Annotated in this window: 22 protein-coding genes, 1 tRNA gene and 1 pseudogene; 5 read left to right on the forward strand and 19 right to left on the reverse strand. The window is 38.7% G+C overall.

The annotated features are described in order from the left end of the window. Position 1: 1 nt before the first annotated feature. Entirely contained in the window at positions 2-664 is a 663-nt protein-coding gene (locus D2C78_07255; protein QEF35657.1) for a PAP2 family protein, read from the reverse strand. After that, positions 600-788, reverse strand: a complete 189-nt coding sequence (locus D2C78_07260; protein QEF35658.1) for a hypothetical protein — start codon at positions 786-788, stop codon at positions 600-602. Before D2C78_07260 ends, D2C78_07255 begins: the two co-directional genes overlap by 65 nt. Before the next feature lie 131 nt (positions 789-919). Here D2C78_07260 and pyrG point away from each other — a divergent pair, with 131 nt between their 5' ends. From pyrG to D2C78_07275, 3 genes are read left to right on the forward strand one after another with little or no spacing between them, the layout of a single operon-like run. Beyond that, positions 920-2,536, forward strand: coding sequence for a CTP synthase (glutamine hydrolyzing) (pyrG, locus tag D2C78_07265; GenBank protein ID QEF35659.1), 1,617 nt, complete (start codon positions 920-922; stop codon positions 2,534-2,536). Between the two features lie 8 nt (positions 2,537-2,544). Continuing rightward, entirely contained in the window at positions 2,545-4,095 is a 1,551-nt protein-coding gene (recJ, locus tag D2C78_07270; GenBank protein QEF35660.1) for a single-stranded-DNA-specific exonuclease RecJ, read from the forward strand. Further along, complete coding sequence (locus tag D2C78_07275) at positions 4,095-4,991, forward strand: RluA family pseudouridine synthase (GenBank protein QEF35661.1); 897 nt, start codon at positions 4,095-4,097, stop codon at positions 4,989-4,991. Before recJ ends, D2C78_07275 begins: the two co-directional genes overlap by 1 nt. A gap of 8 nt (positions 4,992-4,999) precedes the next feature. Here D2C78_07275 and D2C78_07280 read toward each other — a convergent pair. The 14 genes and pseudogenes from D2C78_07280 to D2C78_07345 form a co-directional block, all read right to left on the reverse strand. Further along, a pseudogene (locus D2C78_07280) lies at positions 5,000-6,137 on the reverse strand (hypothetical protein). Beyond that, the gene (locus tag D2C78_07285; GenBank protein ID QEF35662.1) at positions 6,127-6,912 is read right to left on the reverse strand and encodes a hypothetical protein; all 786 of its coding nucleotides are present in this window, start codon (positions 6,910-6,912) and stop codon (positions 6,127-6,129) included. Before D2C78_07285 ends, D2C78_07280 begins: the two are co-directional and overlap by 11 nt. Further along, on the reverse strand, positions 6,912-7,304 hold the full coding sequence (locus tag D2C78_07290; protein QEF35663.1) for a DUF1294 domain-containing protein: 393 nt from the start codon (positions 7,302-7,304) through the stop codon (positions 6,912-6,914). Before D2C78_07290 ends, D2C78_07285 begins: the two co-directional genes overlap by 1 nt. 184 nt (positions 7,305-7,488) lie before the next feature. Next, positions 7,489-7,605, reverse strand: a complete 117-nt coding sequence (locus D2C78_07295; GenBank protein QEF35664.1) for a hypothetical protein — start codon at positions 7,603-7,605, stop codon at positions 7,489-7,491. A 76-nt stretch (positions 7,606-7,681) separates the two neighbouring features. Next, the gene (locus D2C78_07300; protein ID QEF35838.1) at positions 7,682-8,224 is read right to left on the reverse strand and encodes a lysozyme; all 543 of its coding nucleotides are present in this window, start codon (positions 8,222-8,224) and stop codon (positions 7,682-7,684) included. A gap of 56 nt (positions 8,225-8,280) precedes the next feature. Next, positions 8,281-8,841: a hypothetical protein gene (locus D2C78_07305; protein ID QEF35665.1), complete on the reverse strand. Its 561-nt coding sequence runs from the start codon at positions 8,839-8,841 to the stop codon at positions 8,281-8,283. After that, positions 8,825-9,163 (reverse strand): hypothetical protein, encoded by a 339-nt coding sequence (locus D2C78_07310; GenBank protein QEF35666.1) that lies wholly within the window; start codon positions 9,161-9,163, stop codon positions 8,825-8,827. The genes D2C78_07305 and D2C78_07310 overlap by 17 nt, the downstream gene beginning before the upstream one ends. Positions 9,164-9,349: 186 nt before the next feature. Beyond that, a complete protein-coding gene (locus D2C78_07315; GenBank protein QEF35667.1) occupies positions 9,350-9,850 on the reverse strand; it encodes a sel1 repeat family protein in 501 nt (166 codons plus the stop codon). 58 nt (positions 9,851-9,908) lie between these two features. Beyond that, a complete protein-coding gene (gene ruvX / locus D2C78_07320) occupies positions 9,909-10,313 on the reverse strand; it encodes a Holliday junction resolvase RuvX (GenBank protein ID QEF35668.1) in 405 nt (134 codons plus the stop codon). Beyond that, a complete protein-coding gene (dprA, locus tag D2C78_07325) occupies positions 10,310-11,110 on the reverse strand; it encodes a DNA-protecting protein DprA (GenBank protein ID QEF35669.1) in 801 nt (266 codons plus the stop codon). Before dprA ends, ruvX begins: the two co-directional genes overlap by 4 nt. An 11-nt stretch (positions 11,111-11,121) precedes the next feature. Next, the gene (gene minE, locus D2C78_07330; protein ID QEF35670.1) at positions 11,122-11,355 is read right to left on the reverse strand and encodes a cell division topological specificity factor MinE; all 234 of its coding nucleotides are present in this window, start codon (positions 11,353-11,355) and stop codon (positions 11,122-11,124) included. Continuing rightward, a complete protein-coding gene (gene minD, locus D2C78_07335) occupies positions 11,352-12,158 on the reverse strand; it encodes a septum site-determining protein MinD (GenBank protein QEF35671.1) in 807 nt (268 codons plus the stop codon). The genes minE and minD overlap by 4 nt, the downstream gene beginning before the upstream one ends. A gap of 23 nt (positions 12,159-12,181) precedes the next feature. Then, positions 12,182-13,174, reverse strand: a complete 993-nt coding sequence (gene ilvC, locus D2C78_07340; protein QEF35672.1) for a ketol-acid reductoisomerase — start codon at positions 13,172-13,174, stop codon at positions 12,182-12,184. 87 nt (positions 13,175-13,261) lie between these two features. After that, positions 13,262-13,338 (reverse strand) — tRNA-Arg (locus tag D2C78_07345). Between the two features lie 84 nt (positions 13,339-13,422). Here D2C78_07345 and D2C78_07350 point away from each other — a divergent pair. After that, a complete protein-coding gene (locus D2C78_07350; GenBank protein ID QEF35673.1) occupies positions 13,423-14,205 on the forward strand; it encodes an NAD+ synthase in 783 nt (260 codons plus the stop codon). Further along, entirely contained in the window at positions 14,202-15,140 is a 939-nt protein-coding gene (locus D2C78_07355) for a tetraacyldisaccharide 4'-kinase (protein QEF35674.1), read from the forward strand. Before D2C78_07350 ends, D2C78_07355 begins: the two co-directional genes overlap by 4 nt. Here D2C78_07355 and pseH read toward each other — a convergent pair. From pseH to pseF, 3 genes are read right to left on the reverse strand one after another with little or no spacing between them, the layout of a single operon-like run. After that, entirely contained in the window at positions 15,073-15,615 is a 543-nt protein-coding gene (gene pseH / locus D2C78_07360; protein QEF35675.1) for a UDP-4-amino-4,6-dideoxy-N-acetyl-beta-L-altrosamine N-acetyltransferase, read from the reverse strand. The genes D2C78_07355 and pseH overlap by 68 nt on opposite strands. Continuing rightward, positions 15,612-16,499, reverse strand: coding sequence for a CMP-N-acetylneuraminic acid synthetase (locus D2C78_07365; GenBank protein ID QEF35676.1), 888 nt, complete (start codon positions 16,497-16,499; stop codon positions 15,612-15,614). The genes pseH and D2C78_07365 overlap by 4 nt, the downstream gene beginning before the upstream one ends. After that, entirely contained in the window at positions 16,469-17,158 is a 690-nt protein-coding gene (gene pseF, locus D2C78_07370; protein ID QEF35677.1) for a pseudaminic acid cytidylyltransferase, read from the reverse strand. The genes D2C78_07365 and pseF overlap by 31 nt, the downstream gene beginning before the upstream one ends. Positions 17,159-17,169: the final 11 nt, after the last annotated feature.

Consider the following 17,169-nt stretch of genomic DNA (forward strand, 5'->3'; position numbering starts at 1 on the left):
CTTAGATCTTTTGGAACACGCTCAAATAAATCCCTATGGAAAAACAAGCCCCTAACGCCCCTAAACAAAACCCTCCTAAAACACTGCTAAAAGACACCCCTAAAACAATGAGCGCTAAGCCTATTAAAAAAATCAAACCAAATAAACTATAAGAAAGAATGTTTTGAAATATTTGATGCGTGATCAAATGGGGTATCAATAAAACAAGCAACCCATAAAATAGCGTTAAAGAAAGTGCAATAGCACTAGGGAAATTAGCGCTGTGCGAAAGCCATTGAACAGAATGCAAAAAAAGGTGTTTTAAAGATTCTAAAAGGGCTTCAAATAAGATCACGCTCAACACAAACCACACCCCAAGCACTAAATTTCTGCGATAAAGGCTTAAAAACACCCCCACCAACAAGCTCAAAGGCAACACGAATTGAGAAGAGCCTAAAAAAACAACGCGTCGGAGCGTTTGATCTAAAATAGGGTTAGAAGAATTTGAACGCATCAAGCTAAAAATGGCATTATCCATTGAATTGGCGTAATCAAAAAAAACCAAGCCAACAATAAGGATAAAAAATGCGCTAAAAACGCCTCCTAAAAGAAACAGGGTTTTAACTGGTAATAAGAAAAATGGTTTGGGTTGTGTGGAAACATTTTTGAAAGAATTTTCGGCCATTATTTAAAACCCTTTTAGTCAGTTCATTCAAATTGGATATTATACGCCAACGAATTTTAAAATCGCTCTTAAAAAATTTAAGACAATGAAGTTTAAACGCATAAAAGCTTTTTATTTTAATCAAACCTAACTAATAAGAAACTGAAATTGTTTTTTTTTTTTTTTGAAACCGCTTTAATTTTTACTCTCTTTTAAAGCTTTTTAACCCTTTTTAGACTACAATGTGAGAAGTAAAAATCAAAGGAACACGACATAATGGATAGAGCCAAATTTATATTCGTTACAGGGGGCGTGTTAAGCTCTCTAGGGAAAGGGATTTCATCTTCTTCAATCGCTACGCTTTTACAGCATTGCAATTACCAGGTTTCTATTTTGAAGATTGACCCTTATATCAATATTGATCCAGGCACCATGAGCCCTTTAGAGCATGGGGAAGTGTTTGTAACTAGCGATGGCGCTGAAACGGATTTAGACATTGGGCATTATGAACGCTTTTTGAACAGGAATTTAACAAGGTTGAATAATTTCACTACCGGGCAGATTTTTTCAAGCGTGATAGAAAATGAAAGGAAAGGGGAATATTTAGGCAAAACCATTCAAATCGTCCCCCATGTAACCGATGAAATCAAAAGGCGCATTAAAAGCGCGGCTAAGGGGTTGGATTTTTTAATCGTGGAAGTGGGCGGAACCGTGGGCGATATGGAGGGCATGTTTTATTTGGAAGCGATCCGCCAGCTTAAACTGGAATTAGGGAATGAAAAAGTCATCAATGTGCATGTAACCCTGATCCCCTATATCCAAACCACTAACGAATTAAAAACCAAACCCACGCAACATTCTGTCCAGGAATTAAGGCGCCTTGGCGTAACCCCTCAAATCATTTTGGCACGATCGCCTAAGCCTTTGGATAAAGAATTGAAAAAAAAGATCGCTTTGAGTTGCGATGTGGAGCAAGACAGCGTGATTGTCGCCACAGACACTAAAAGCATTTACGCATGCCCCATTCTTTTCTTGCAAGAAGGCATTTTAACCCCCATTGCCAGACGCTTTAATTTGAATAAACTACACCCCAAAATGGCGGCTTGGAACACTTTAGTAGAAAAGATTATCGCTCCTAAACACAAAGTTAAAATTGGTTTTGTGGGCAAGTATTTAAGCTTGAAAGAATCTTATAAATCCTTGATTGAAGCCTTAATCCATGCGGGTGCGCATCTGGATACGCAAGTCAATATTGAATGGCTGGATAGCGAGAATTTTAATGAAAAGACGGATTTAGAGGGCGTTGATGCGATTTTAGTGCCTGGAGGCTTTGGAGAAAGGGGGATTGAGGGCAAAATTTGCGCCATTCAAAGAGCTAGGGTGGAAAAACTCCCCTTTTTAGGGATTTGTTTGGGCATGCAATTAGCGATCGTTGAATTTTGCCGCAATGTTTTAGGTTTAAAAGGGGCTAACTCTACGGAATTTAACCAACGCTGCGAATACCCTGTGGTGTATTTGATTGAAGATTTTATGGATCAAAACCACCAAAAACAGGTGCGCACCTATAACTCGCCTTTAGGAGGCACCATGCGATTAGGCGAATACGAATGCGAAATCATGCCAAACAGCTTACTAGAAAAAGCCTATAAAAAGCCCAATATTAAAGAAAGACACCGCCATCGTTATGAAATCAACCCCAAATACCGCCAAGAGTGGGAAAATAAGGGCTTGAAAGTGGTGGGTTTTGGAGCGAATCATTTGATTGAAGCGATTGAATTAGAAGAACACCCGTTCTTTGTGGGGGTGCAATTCCACCCGGAATTCACCTCCAGGTTGCAAAGCCCTAACCCTATTATTTTGGATTTCATTAAGAACGCTCTTTCTAAATCCTAATCTAAAGAATGAAACAAAAGCTTAAAGCTCAAATCAAAGAGCGAGTGGCTTCTATCGCTTATAATGAAAAAGGGTTTCCTAGCCCCTTTTTATTTAAAGACTTGAAAAAAGCCGCGCTCAAAATCATAGAAGCCATACGCGCAAACACAGAAATTTTAGTGGTGGGCGATTATGACGCTGACGGCGTGATTAGCTCTACTATCATGGCAAAATTTTTTGAAAGCCTGAACTATAAGCATGTCCGCATTGCAATCCCTAATCGCTTCATGGATGGCTATGGGATTTCTAAAAAATTTTTAGAAAAACACCACGCCCCTTTAATCATCACGGTGGATAACGGGATTAACGCCTTTGAAGCCGCGCGATTTTGCAAAGAAAAAAATTACACCCTTATCATCACCGATCACCATTGCTTAAATAATGATGAAGTCCCAGACGCTTATGCGGTGATCAACCCCAAGCAACCGGATTGTGATTTTATCCAAAAGGAAGTGTGCGGGGCGTTAGTAGCGTTTTATTTGTGCTATGGAATCCACCAGCTTTTAGGAAAAGAAAAAAGCCATTCTAGTGAGTTGCTATGCTTAGCGGGCGTGGCGACTATTGCTGACATGATGCCTTTGACTTTTTTTAACCGCTTTTTAGTTTCTAAAGCCTTGTATTTTTTGCAAAAAGAATCCTTAGGGGCGATGGGGTTTTTGCGCCAAAGAGAAGTTTTTAGAAAACGCTCTTTAAAAGCGAGCGATATTTCTTTTAATATCGCCCCTTTAATCAACTCCGCAGGGCGCATGCAAGACGCTAAAATGGCTTTAGATTTTTTAAGCGCGAATAATTTTCAAGATGGCTATTCTTTGTATGAACGCTTGAAAGCATGCAATTTGAAGCGTAAAATGATCCAACAGCAGGTTTTTGAAGAAGCTTTTAAGCATGCGATGGTTGGAGAAAAAATCATCGTCGCTTTTAAGGACAATTGGCATGAGGGCGTGCTGGGGATCGTGGCTTCAAAATTAGTGGAAGCCACTCAAAAGCCAAGCCTGGTTTTTACCTTTAAAGAAGGGGTGTATAAGGGGAGTGGGCGTAGCTCTCCAAACATTGATCTCATTGACGCTTTGAATGGGGTTTCTTCTTTATTGCTCGGCTATGGAGGGCATAGGCAAGCGTGCGGGTTGAGCATTGGAAAAAACAATATCGTCTCGCTCTTTGAAACTTTAGAAAATTTTGATTTTAAAGTCTTGCCTTTTTGTGAAAAAGAACCCCCTTTAACGCTCAAATTAAAAGACATTGACAGAGAGCTTTTAGAGATTATAGAAGCGGGCGAACCTTATGGGCAAGAAAACCCTGAACCCCTATTCCAAGCAAAAAATTTAGAAGTCATAGAAGAAAAAATCATTAAAGAAAGCCACCAGGTTTTGCGTTTTAAGGATAAAGAATGCGTTAAAGAGGCGATTTATTTTAACGCTGAGCGGTTTTTGAAAGCGGGCGAAAAGGTGAGCGTGCTTTTTAGCGTGGAATTAGATGAGTGTTCTAATGAGCCTAAAATGTTTGTTAAAAGTTTGTTGTAGTGCCTTTTGTTGAAGAAGAATTTGAAATTTTAAAACCCACCAAAGCCTTGTTTTTGGTGCGCGATGTTTTAAAATGCTCTTTAAAAGAAGCCCAACGGCACCTTGACAAACAACGCCTGAAACAAAACCAACAAGCCGTGCGTAAATCTCAAATCATTCAAGGGGTCGTTCGCTTGATTCATTTCAAGCCTAATGAAAAACAAGAAAAACTTGTTTTTGAAACGAAAGATTTTGGCGTGTTTGACAAACCCGCTCAAGTCTATACCCACCCTAAAGGCTATTTTTACCATGAAAGCTTATTAGATTGCATCCAATCGCATTTTAGCAAAAACGCCCACCCAGCCCACAGACTGGACTATGAAACGAGCGGGTTGGTTTTAGCGGGCAAGACCTTACAAAGCGTTAAGGATTTAAAAGCACTTTTCATGCAAAAAAAAGTAAAAAAAACTTATTTAGCGCTAGCGCATGGGTTGGTTGAAAAAAGCATGAAAATAGACAAACCCATTCTAACGCCACAAAACATTCAAAAAGATTTGCGCATTCGATCTAAAATTTCTCCTTTAGGCAAGCCTTCAATTACCCTTGTTGAGCCTTTAAGCTATAACCCTTTTTTGGATATAAGCTTGCTTAAAATAACCCCACTTACCGGGCGCACACACCAGATCCGCTTGCATTTAAGCAGTATAAATCATAGGATCGTGGGTGAGGGGCTTTATGGGGTGATAGATGAAAACGCTAGAGAATACCTTCAATTAAAGCGTGAAAATAACGCCCCAACCCTCATGCTCCATGCCGCTAGTTTAGAGTTTGAATTTAAAGGAGCGATCTACAAAATCGCTTCCCCAATGCCCGAACGCTTCATGCCGTTTCTAAAAGATCTACCGCTCTTTTATTGATTGATCTTTTAGTTGTCCTCTTCTGGGGTTTGGTTGAGATCGTCTATATGCTCTTTAATGATTTTTTTCTCCACCATAGGAGCGTTTTTGTAACTCTCTTGAAATTCTTGGCTGATTTTAACAAAGCTATCGTTAAATTGCTGTTTGTAGCTGTTTTTGAGGTTTTCTTTCGCTTCGTTGATGTTGTTCAAAATTTCTTTTTTGAATTCGTCTCTGTGGAGCCATTCATCAATATAATTAAAAGCCACATCAGTCCCAAGAGCTGATAAGACGCCACCCACGGCTATGCCAATCTTTGCGAGGAATTTAGCCCCTAATTTAGTGCCAAGCCTTTTCACAAGCTTTGGGGCTAGCCTTTTCATAAGTGCACTAGCACGCACACTAGCCGTTGCCCCTATTGTCGCTGCGAAACCCATTTTTAAGTTCAAATCTCTTTCTATTCTGTCATCAATATTTTTTAAAGATTCCGCAACTTGAGAAATACCAGCCACTCCTTGTGTGGCAATCTTTTCTGTATCCTTTTTGTGCTGGCGCAACAAGCTTATAAAAGCATCAGAAATGTTGTCTGTCATCGTTTTTAATCGTTGTTTGTAATCAGCCCCTAAAAGTTTTTCCTGTAATTTATTGAATAATGCGTCTTCGGCGCTCAAGCCGATCTTTTTAGCTACAAAAAGGGCAAACTCGCTATAATTTCCCTTGAGAGAGTAGTGCCAGTCTAAGAACTTATCCACATTGTTTTCTATTGGATCAAAAAGATTGTCTATTTGAGCGTCCACCTTGCTATGCATTTTATCCTTACTGCTACTCAGCAAATCGCTTATTTCTTGTTGGTGGCTATCAAAATTATTTTTTATTAGATCTGATATTAGATCTGGAAAAGTTTCGATGATTGTTTTTGTGCGAGCTGTTTTGATCGCTTGACTGGGTTCATTATATGGGATGCTACTTAAAATAGTATAAAGTATGGATAAAACAATAATAATTCCTAAATAATTCCTAAAAGAATGTAAATATACTTTCTTTCTTCCTTTTTTTTTTAATTTCTTGTTCTTTTTCTTGTGTTAGCTTTTCTAGCTCTTGCTTTTGTTTTTTTAGTTCTAGCTTTGGTCTTGCTTGCTCTAGATCTTCTTTAACATCATTTTCCACACTCACCCCTAATACATTTTGATAAACAATAAATGATTTGAGCGCTCAACCTACTGATGGCTATCCCACTAAGAGCGTTATAGATGATAAACGCTACCCAGCCCGCAACCATAAACCCCTTATTTAAGCCCATGCTCTCTGCTTTGCACATGCCCCACCAAGTAACCCCCTCTAACATTTTTTTAAATTCTAAAACATAACTCGTATAATCACAATTTGAATAAGCGGAATCACTCGCTGCCTTAATAGTGTCTATCAAAGCTGGTTTCAAATAATCGGGCATGTTGCCATGATAGATCGCATAGCAACTCAAGCCAATGAAGAAAAGAGTCCCCACAAAAGCGCTCACTTCTCTAGACATCAGCATCAAATAATCTTCTTTGATGATACTCTTAAGCATCTCTTCAAACACGCCAAACACCGTAGCGCAAACAACGATAGTGCAAAAAACAATCCCCCACATCATCCAATTATAGTCCAGCACGCTATAAGCGATGGATATGGATGTGAAAATTGAAAAAATATAATAAAAGCAAGACACCATTATTGGGGAGTGTAGCATCTTGGATAAGAAGGATTCGCTATTCACGAAACACTTGGCGAAGCACTTCCTCTGATGCATTTTTAAAGAAATATAGCTGTAAGCGACAATCCCTAGTATCAGCAGCACAAAGACCAACGAGAAACAGGACTTATCGTAAGTCAAACGCCATAAGACCAACAACACCCCCACGATCACGCTTGTGCCCAGAATGATTTTAAAAAAATAAGACATTATCTTTTATCCCCCTTGTTGTTTTTGAAGCGTTTGTTAGGGTTGTCTTTAAGGAGGAAGATCTTAAACGCTACCAGTATCAAAGATAGTGAGAATATCGTTAGCACTACTATCCAAAAAAGATCCTTGCTGACAAAGTAAAGGATCGCGCTCTCTATCAAGCAAATGAGCGAAACGCCGTATTTAAACTTAAGCTTTAAGATCTTATGGTGGGACACAACCATAGCGACCAAAAACCCGACAGACCCGCCAAGGAGCGATAAAGCCCACAAAGCTTTTTCAGGAATACGCCACATTTTTTGCTCAGCCGAATTTTTATCCACCAGCATGAGAATAAAAATCAGAATATTGACTATGAGCAACCAAACGATAGAAGCAAATTCCACGCTCACCCTTTCAAGAGCGTTTTAACAACCCAAACGCTACCACTTGGCTTTTTAGAGAGAGAAAAAGCAAAATTTTAAGATTGATTCTCAAATCCATTCCTTTACAAAAGTTAAGACTGGGTGTTTTAACATGATTTTTGGCCTACTCGCATCAAGCCCTTATTTTTAACATTTCCGCTCCCTTGCTTTTTTAAAGCCTCCCTAAATTACTACACCACTCCCCCAATAAACACAACGCACCCAAGCACAAAGCCCTAAAAAGGCCTTTTTGAAATTCTTTAGCATGACAATATTCCTTATTCCCCAAGCAAAATACAGCCCTCGTTCAAATATTCTTTCAAAATTTCTCGCCCCTTAGGGGTTTTCATCAAAATAGATATTATTTAGCTTCTCAATCTCTCAGGCTCTTCTCTGTTGGCGTTTTTGGTCAGATCGTATTCGTTGAAAAAATACGGCATGACTGACTTTGATTTGAGCTCAAGCCCCACCTCTTTGATCACCTTTTCTATCGTGTATTTTTTCTTACAATGTTTTTCGCAACCCCCCAATTTCAAAATTTCCATATTCCTTGACGCTCTTTTTTTCACTTGATTGAAATACGGGCTTTTTTGCAGTCTCTCCACAGCCAAAGCATAATTTTTATCCTCTATGGCCTTGATGAATTGCTTGAATTTGAGCAGTCCGTTCAAGCCTAAATTGTAGCTCAAATCCAAGATGACCATTCTCCTCATTGCGTCCAAATTTTTATACCACCCATAAGAGAGGAGAGCCTTATAATTCTCTTTTAATATGTCAGTTAAAAGCCCATACGCTTTGGTGATACGCTTACCCTCATAAGAATAAACGCTCAAATTATAGCCATAGCCAATCGTGGGATGCTCCGTCTTGTCGGTATAAATAGAAGGCGAAAACCCCTCTGAATCCACTATCAAAAACGACGCCGCTAAGATCAATTTGCTAAGATAAAGCGTCCAACACCCTTTTAGCTGCCTTTATTATTCTTAGCTTTCAATTCTTCTAGTTTTTTTGAAATGATTTCTTCAGTAACGCTAGAGAGTCTCTCTCCATCATGCTTACCCTCTGGGGTTTCTTTGCTCTGTAATTCTTCTTGTTTTTTTGAAATAATCTCTTCAGCGATGCTAGAGAGTTTTTCCGCATTTTTGGTGTCTTTGTAGTTGGAGCGGTTTTTCAAATTCTCTCTAATCTGTCTTTTTCTTTGAATGATTGCAAACATTTTTTGGCTGAACTTATAGCATTTACGCACACTAAAAACAATCACGCCCCACTTGATTAGTAAAGCGATCAAAAGCCAAACAAACGAGCTAGAAGTGTCCAATAAAAACTGGCGCACATCGCTATAAACCCAAATATCCACTAAAATAACCAACAGAGTGATCAAAATAGAAAACGCAATGCTTTTAAACCTAAAAAGCCACGCCACTATCACAAACCCTCTCGTGTGCCTGTGGGCTAACAGCCAGCGTTCATTCTTTTCGCTAAAAAAATTCATCAAACCAGAAATTACGCTATTTTTCTTGCTCATTCTCGCCCTTTTCCCAAACTTCTTTAAAATGCTTGGTGGTTTTTTCTTGTTTTTCTTTCAATTCTTTAGCGTGGATTTGCTCTAACAACCTTTTTTCTTCAGCTTCAAACATGATTTTTAATTCTTCTTCATTAAAATCGCTCAGTTGCATGTTCTCTTTTATCAAGCGTTTTTCTACGATTTTAACCGCTTGCTCCCTGATTTTTTGAGATTTTTCTTTAAAAAGCGCTCGTTTGGTTTTTTGAAAGACTTCACTAGAATTTTTGTGGATCGTTTGTTTGCAAGAATCTAAAAAATCCCTAACTTGATGCATGATTTTCATTATTATCCGTTTTTAAAGAGTTTTTAAGACTAATGACCCCTAAAAGAATACCAAAAAAAGATTAAAACTCCCTAGTAAAAATATTTTCTTAAAAGAATAAGGGGCATTTTGGCGATGCTCTAACCCCCTAAAATAGGGCTTTTGCGGGATAGTTTCTAGATGAGACTATCGCATGCTTTTTGTCCCCTATTTCAATTCTTTGAGTATCTCGCATGTCTTTTGAAATCCTAGTTTGCATGCTTTAGAGTAAAAGTAAGCGGCTTTTATTGAGTTTTTTTCTACTCCATACCCATTTAGTTCATATATATACCCTAAATTAAAACACCCTTCACCATCTTTTAAATCACACGCTTTAGAGTAGTATTGAATGGCTTTTTCCAAACGCTTTTTTAACCTAGGTTCTCTCCTAATTACCAGATTTTCACCCTCATATAAACCCCCTAGACTAACACACCCCTTAGCATAGTTTAAATTACAAGCTTTTTCAAAGTATTCCTTAGCTTGAATATAATACTTCTTAGCCTCAAGACTATCTCCTCTAAATGCACCACCCCCACCACTCACGGCAAAATCAAGAATCTCTTTGCCCTGATCAAAAAGCTCTTCAGGGTTTGGCTCTGCCATTAACCCCCCCAATAAACCCAAGCACAAAACTCTAAAAATCGCTTTTTTGAAACTTCCTAGCATGACGCTTCTCCCTTTATTAAAAAATTTAGACTTTATTATAATCAAATTGCAATCAGATCTAGCGCTTTTTTAAAACTTGCTGGCAATAGCGCTCTAAAATCCTACAAGCGCTCAAAGAGTCTAACCGGCCGTTTTTGGTAGCGAGCCGCTTGTTTTTCTTGCCCAAATGCTCTAAATTGTCATAGGCTTCTATGCTGGAGTTATCTTCATTAATAAAAACGATTTCGCCCTTAAAATCTACAAGCTTGATAAAATGCTCAATGCGTGCGTGAGTGTCCGCATAGCTTTCATTGGGTTTGCCCACCACTAGCACTTGAATGTTTTTTTCCCTCAATAAATCGCTCAAATCCCTAGAGGCCTGATTCCTGTTGTGGCGTAAAATCGCTTCTAAGGGCAAGACAACGCCGTTTAAAAGCACAGCGATGCCAATGCGTTTTAACCCCACATCGCATGCCAAAATCATGCTAACACCACGAGATGATTGATGCGCTTGATCTTACCCAACAGCTCGTATTCTAAAAGCTTATCCCCAAATTTGAGATACGCTTCTTCATAGCTCGGGTTTTTGGTGCAATATTCTAAAAATTCATCTTCCATTTCAGGCATTTCTTTTAAATGGTAGTCTTTTAAAAGGGTGTTTATAAAATTTTGAATATTAAATATCCCTTGAGCCTGCCCTTTTTCTAAAAGCTCATTAGTGCCATCGCTCTCATTCAAGCGTTGGGGTAAAACAAACAAGGGTTTTTGGTATTTTTGGGCTAATCTCGCGCTACTCATAGAGCCGCTTTTTAAATCCGCTTGGGGGATAATCACCGCATCGCTTAAAGCGATCACTAGGCGGTTTCTCGCTAAAAAAGAGCCTTTAATGGGCATGAAATCCTTTTCATATTCGCTTAAAATCAAGCCGTTTTGTGCGATTTCTTGGATCACTTTATGATTGTTCGTAGGATAAATCAAATCCAAACTGCAAGGCGAAAGCATGATGGTTTTTGGTAAGGCGTTTTCTTGAGCGATAATATCCACGCCTAACGCTCCTCCGCTCACAATAACCGCGCCATTTTTAGCAAGCTCTCTGGCTAGAGTGATCGTGTGTTGCTTGCTATAAGGGGTGGGTCTTCTTGTGCCGATGATAGCCACTTTTAAAGGCGCTTCTAAAAGCTTGGTATCGCCCACACAATAGAGCTTTTTAGGGGGGTCTTTGAGCGTATCAAAGGCTTTAGGGATATTTTCTAGCGTGCTGTATTGGAAATTGCTTTTCATTCGTTGGCTAACTATTTAGGCAGTATAATCTCCACTTCAATCGTTTCCACGCTCTGATTGCTGTCAAGGGTTTTGAAATGGATGTCTGAAGATTTAGTGTATTTTTGAATGACGGCAATGATTTCTTTACGCATCTCTTCCATGTAGGGTAAATTTAAGGTGCGCTCTTTGGCTAAAATCAATTTCAATCTATCGGTTGCGGTAGCCGCACTCCCTTTGTTTTTAAAAAAATCAAACAAACTCATGAAAATATCCCTTTTAACGCACTAAAAAAGCCTCTTTTAGCCTTAAATTCCACGTATTCCACTTCTTCGCCTAAAATCCGTCTGGTGATGCGTTGGTAAGCTTTCGCGCTCTCGCAGTCTGTGCGAATCACCGGCTCGCCCTTGTTGGTCGCTGAAATAATATGATGATCTTCAGGAATGATCCCAATTAAAGGCAAGCACAAAATCTTAAGCACTTCTTCTATGGGAATCATCTCGCCATTTGCCACTAATTCAGGTTTTAAGCGATTGATTATCAAATGCTTATGCACTTCTTCGCCCCTTTTGGCCCGATTAGACTTCGCGTCAATAATGCCAATCACTCTGTCGCTATCTCTTAAAGAGCTTACCTCAGGCGTTACCACCACTAACGCCATGTCCGCATGTAAAATCGCATGCTCAAAACCGCTTTCAATCCCAGCCGGTGAGTCAATCAAAATATAGTCAAAATCCGCCCTTAAAGCGTTGATTAAAATCGCTACTTTTTCCTTATCTAAAATATTTTTATCCTTGCTTTGTGAGGCCGCTAAAAAAGAAAGGTTTTTAGTCTTTTTATCCGTGATCAAAGCCTGCGAAAGGTTGCAATTTTTTTCCATCACATCCACCACATCATAAACAATGCGATTTTCTAAGCCTAAAATCATATCCAAGTTCCTAAGGCCTATGTCAAAATCAACCGCTACGACTTTTTTACCGCTCTCTGCAAGTCCAATCGCTAAATTAGCCGTGGTGGTGCTTTTACCCACGCCCCCCTTACCTGAAGTGATAGTAACTACTATTGCCATATGATTCCTTTTAATTTAATGATTTATTTTTTATGATTGAATGGGGCGCGTAAAATTTCCCCAATTTGTTCTATTTTAGTCTCTTTAAGGGCTTTCCTCTCTGTGTTTAACCTGGGGTAATTCAAGCTCTTTTCTAGTAAAAAATCCTTAGCGAATGATCCGTTTTGAATCTTTTTTAAGATTTTTTGCATGCGTTTTTCCAACAGATTTCCCATAGGCTCTCTAGCTTTAATCGCCCCAAATTCAGCGGTGTTAGAAATGTGCTTTCTTAAGCCCTCTACCCCCTTATAATGCAATAAATCCGCCACTAATTTCACTTCATGCACGCATTCAAAATAGGCTAATTCTTCAGGGTATCCTGCCTTGATTAAGGTTTCAAACCCCATCCTTACGATCGCTTCTAACCCCCCGCATAAAACCGCTTGCTCGCCGAATAAATCGCTCTCGCATTCTTCTTTAAAGCTCGTTTCTAAAACCCCCATTCTCCCTCCACCCATCGCTTTGGCGTAGCTTAAAGCCACCGCTTTAGCGTTATGAATTGAACTTTCTTGCTCTATGGCGATTAGATGGTATAAGCCCTTATTTTTAAGGTATTCTTCTCTTAAAGCGCTCCCTGGCCCTTTTGGCGCGACTAAAATTGCACCCACGCCTTTTGGAAGAACAACCTGATTGAAATGCACGCTAAAACCATGGGCAAAGCCCACAATTTGCCCCTCTTTTAAAAAAGGGATCACTTCTTTTTCTAACACTCCCTTATGCAATTCATCTGGGAGTAGTGCCATGATCACATCCGATTGTTGGACTAACTCCTTGACTCCCAGCACTTCAAAACCCTCTTTTTTTGCTTTTAAAGCACTCAAACTCCCTTGATACAAGCCAATACGCACCTTCACTTTAGAATCCCTCAAATTGAGTGCTTGAGCCTCTCCTTGCGCGCCATAGCCAATAACGCCCACTTGTAAGGATTGGATAACGCCTAAATCAATGTCTTTATCATAATAAACGGGTAATGCCAAAATCAAATCTCCTAGCGTGTTTAAGCAAGTATTTATTTTACCATAATGGGAGCGATAATGTTTAAAAACATGCAGAATGTTAAGAAATGGTGTGCTCGGAGGGATTCAAACCCCCGACCTACAGGACCGCAACCTGTTGCTCTATTCAGCTGAGCTACGAGCACTTTTAAAGAAGTGAAACAAAGATTATAGCAAGAAAAACTAATTTTTCACTTAAGCGGTGCGTTTTTTCTATTATAATTTAAGGCATGCAAAAAGATTACCAAAAACTCATCGCTTATTTATGCGATTTTTTAGAAAAAGAAGTTCAAAGACGCGGCTTTAAAAAAGTCGTTTACGGGCTGAGTGGGGGGCTAGATAGTGCGGTCGTTGGGGTGCTGTGTCAAAAAGTTTTTAAAGAAAACGCCCATGCCCTTTTAATGCCCTCTTCAGTCTCTATGCTAGAAAGTAAAACAGACGCTTTAAATTTGTGCGAAACATTTTCTATCCCTTATACAGAATATTCTATCGCTCCCTATGAAGCCATCTTTGATTCTCATTTTAAAGACGCAAGCCTTACCAGGAAGGGGAATTTTTGTGCAAGATTGCGCATGGCTTTTTTATACGATTATTCTTTAAAAAGCGATTCTTTAGTCATTGGCACGAGCAATAAAAGCGAAAGAATGTTAGGCTATGGCACTTTATTTGGGGATTTGGCGTGCGCGATTAACCCGATTGGGGAATTATTTAAAACCGAAGTTTATGAACTCGCTTATTATTTAAATATCCCTAAAAAGATTTTAAATAAGCCCCCTAGCGCGGATTTATTTGTGGGGCAAAGCGATGAAAAAGATTTGGGCTATCCTTATAGCGTGATCGATCCTTTATTGAAGGATATTGAAGCGTTGTTCAAAAACAAGCCCATTGATGCAGAAACGCTCACTCAATTAGGCTATGATGAAATTTTAGTAAAAAACATCATAAACCGTATCCAAAAAAACGCCTTTAAATTGGAATTACCCACTATCGCCAAACGATTTAACCCTAAATGAAAAGCGATAAACCCTTTTTAGAACGCTATTTTTATGACCCCACTCTCCTACAAAAAGGGTTGATTTTCGCGCTCTATCCTTTTTCTTTAATCTATCAAGCCATCGCCACCCTTAAACGAAAAACCGCTAAAAAACATGATTTTAAAATCCCCCTTATCAGCATAGGCAACTTGATTGCTGGGGGAAGCGGTAAAACGCCCTTCATTTTAGAGATCGCTCCAAGATACCAAGAAGTGGCTATTGTTTCTAGGGGGTATCAACGAAATTCTAAAGGCTTAGTGGTGGTGAGCATTAAGGGAAACATTTTAGTTCCTCAAAAAATAGCGGGCGATGAAGCCTATCTTTTGGCCTTGAATTTAAAACAAGCAAGCGTGATTGTGAGCGAAAAAAGAGAGCTAGGCGTTTTAAAAGCCCTTGAATTAGGATCAAAGATTGTGTTTTTAGACGATGGTTTTAGGTTTAATTTCAACCAATTCAATGTGCTTTTAAAGCCTAAAGTCCCCCCCTACTACCCCTTTTGTTTGCCTAGCGGGTTGTATAGAGAAAATATTGAAAGCTATAAAGAAGCCCATTTAGTCGTTACAGAAGATGAGGATTATAAAAGAATAACCTCTATTTCTCACCCCACCAAACGCATGCTTTTAGTAACGGCTATCGCTAACCCTAGCAGGCTTGATGCGTTTTTACCCAAAGAAGTGGTTAAAAAATTGTATTTTAGAGACCATGCCCCTTTTGATTTGAATCTTTTAGAAAAAGAGTTTTATCAAAATAACGCCACTTCCTTATTGGTTACTTCAAAAGATCTCGTCAAATTACAAGATTGCAACTTGCCTTTAAGCGTATTAAATTTAAAACTAGAAATTTGCCCTAAAGTTTTAGAAAAGATTGATCGTTATATCCTTTCTTATCCTTGTAATACAAAAGAACGTCTATAAATTCCTTTTCTTTAGAGATAAAGCCTTTCAAACGCCCCTCTAACTCATAATGGTTTTTTTCATAAAAAGCGATCGCTTTGAAATTGTTTTCCATCACTTCTAAGTGCAAAGAATGTAATTGGAACTCTTCAAAAGCGATGCATTCTAAAGCTTTTAAAATCGTTTCTCCCTTATTTTTCAAAAAAGGGTTTTTATAAATCCCCAAATACCCATGCTTATGAAAAAAATTGATTTTAGTGATAGAGCCAACCCCTAAATAAACGCCCTCTTCTTTAAACAAAAAATAGCGGTGGCTAGGCGAATTTTTTAAATCTTCTATGAATTGCAAATGCGTTTTTAAAGAAATATTAGCGCTATACATCCATAAGGCAGTGTTTGGGTGGTTACGAAATTCTAAAACCAACAATTTTTCTCCATCGTTTAACTGGGTAAAATCAATCGCTTGGATATTTTTATAAGAATAATTTTTTTTCAAATTTCTAAAAACTCCCTTAATGCGCCCTCTAGCTCACTCCCAAAGGTCAGGGTTTTTGCCCAGGCTTGATTTTTTTGAATTTGTAAATTTTCAAAATCTTTAGCTAGAGTTTTTAAACTCGTTTGTTTGAAAATGCCTGAATTTTCAAATTCCTGGCTTTGAATGATTTGATTAGAAGCGATGGGAAGGATAAGAGAGGGCGTTTGAGAAAGGGCCAATTCATAGAGGGTTTGACCAGCAGCGCTAATAGCGCAAGTGCAGAATTTCATCAAAGAACTGAACTCTAAGGGGTTTAAAGGGCTGTAATAATGCGTGTTTTTGGGAGGATTTTTAGGCGTATAAGATGAAATGATATGCAAATTCACATTCTTATTTTCTAAAATTTTGACTATCTCTTTAAGCGTTTTTTGCTCGCTCCCCCCTAGAGTGATCAGCACTTCTTTATTTTCTGTATTGATAGGGCGCTCATAAACAAAACGAGTATCAACAGGGTAAAACCCCACCCCCAAATAATGATCTTTAGACGCATGGTTATAGTGTTTTAAGGCGTTCAGCGTGAAATTCATGATCTTAGTGTTTTTAGGGTAAAACCCCTTAGCATGCTCTTCATCTTCTATCACCATAAGGCTTTTGGCTTTTTCTTTTAAAAGATAAAAATCCTTTGAATTCAAACGATAGCTGTCTGCAATCAACAAATCATCATTGCCAACGCCCTCTAAAAAAGTGCTTATATCGTTTTGCTTATATAAATGAAGGCTCGCTTCAACGCCTAATTTTTCTATAAAAAAAAGGATTTTTTCACAACGCCTCACATGCCCTAAACCGCTTGTTAAAAAACAATCGCACAAAATTTTTACTGGCATGCGTTTTTCAAACGGCTGTATTTGAGCTTGGCTAATTCTAAATCTTCTAAAGTGTCAATATCTTGGACTTCTAAGGGCGATAATTCTAAAGCGATAGAATTTGGGCTAAAAATAGACCGCATTTCTTTGAAGGCTTGAGCCTTCCCCATATAAAGCAACCCTGCGTCATGATAGAGCGTTTTTAAATCTTGCGTGCGCGTATTTGAATGCTCTTTAAAAGCCATTTGAACGCCGTTTTCAAGGCTAAAAGAACGATAGGGCGAAGCGCTAAAGGGAGAGCATGTGAAAACATAATCCGTATTTTGATTTTGTTTTAAAGTTTCAAAAGCGTTTTTCAAATGTTTTTCTTGTAAAAATACTGAAGCACCATACAAACAACACGCAATATCTTCATCTTTTAACTCTAATTCTTTCATGTGATAAGCCATCACTTCTAAAGTCGTGGCCCTGTCGTCTGCTAAAACTTTAGGGCGTAAATTCAAAAAACTCGCCCCATAATTTTTAGCTAAATTCACATACTCCATGCTATCGCTAGAGATAAACACCTTTTCAAAGAGCTTGGAATTTAGCGCTGTTTCAATAGGGTAAGCGAGCATGGGTTTATTGAAAAAATCAATAATATTTTTATTCTTGATCCTTTTACTGGAACTTCTGGCTAAAACAACAGCGATCGCTCTCATGCTAGGCTTTG

This window comes from Helicobacter pylori, assembly GCA_008032935.1.
Taxonomy (GTDB): Bacteria; Campylobacterota; Campylobacteria; order Campylobacterales; family Helicobacteraceae; genus Helicobacter; species Helicobacter pylori_CX.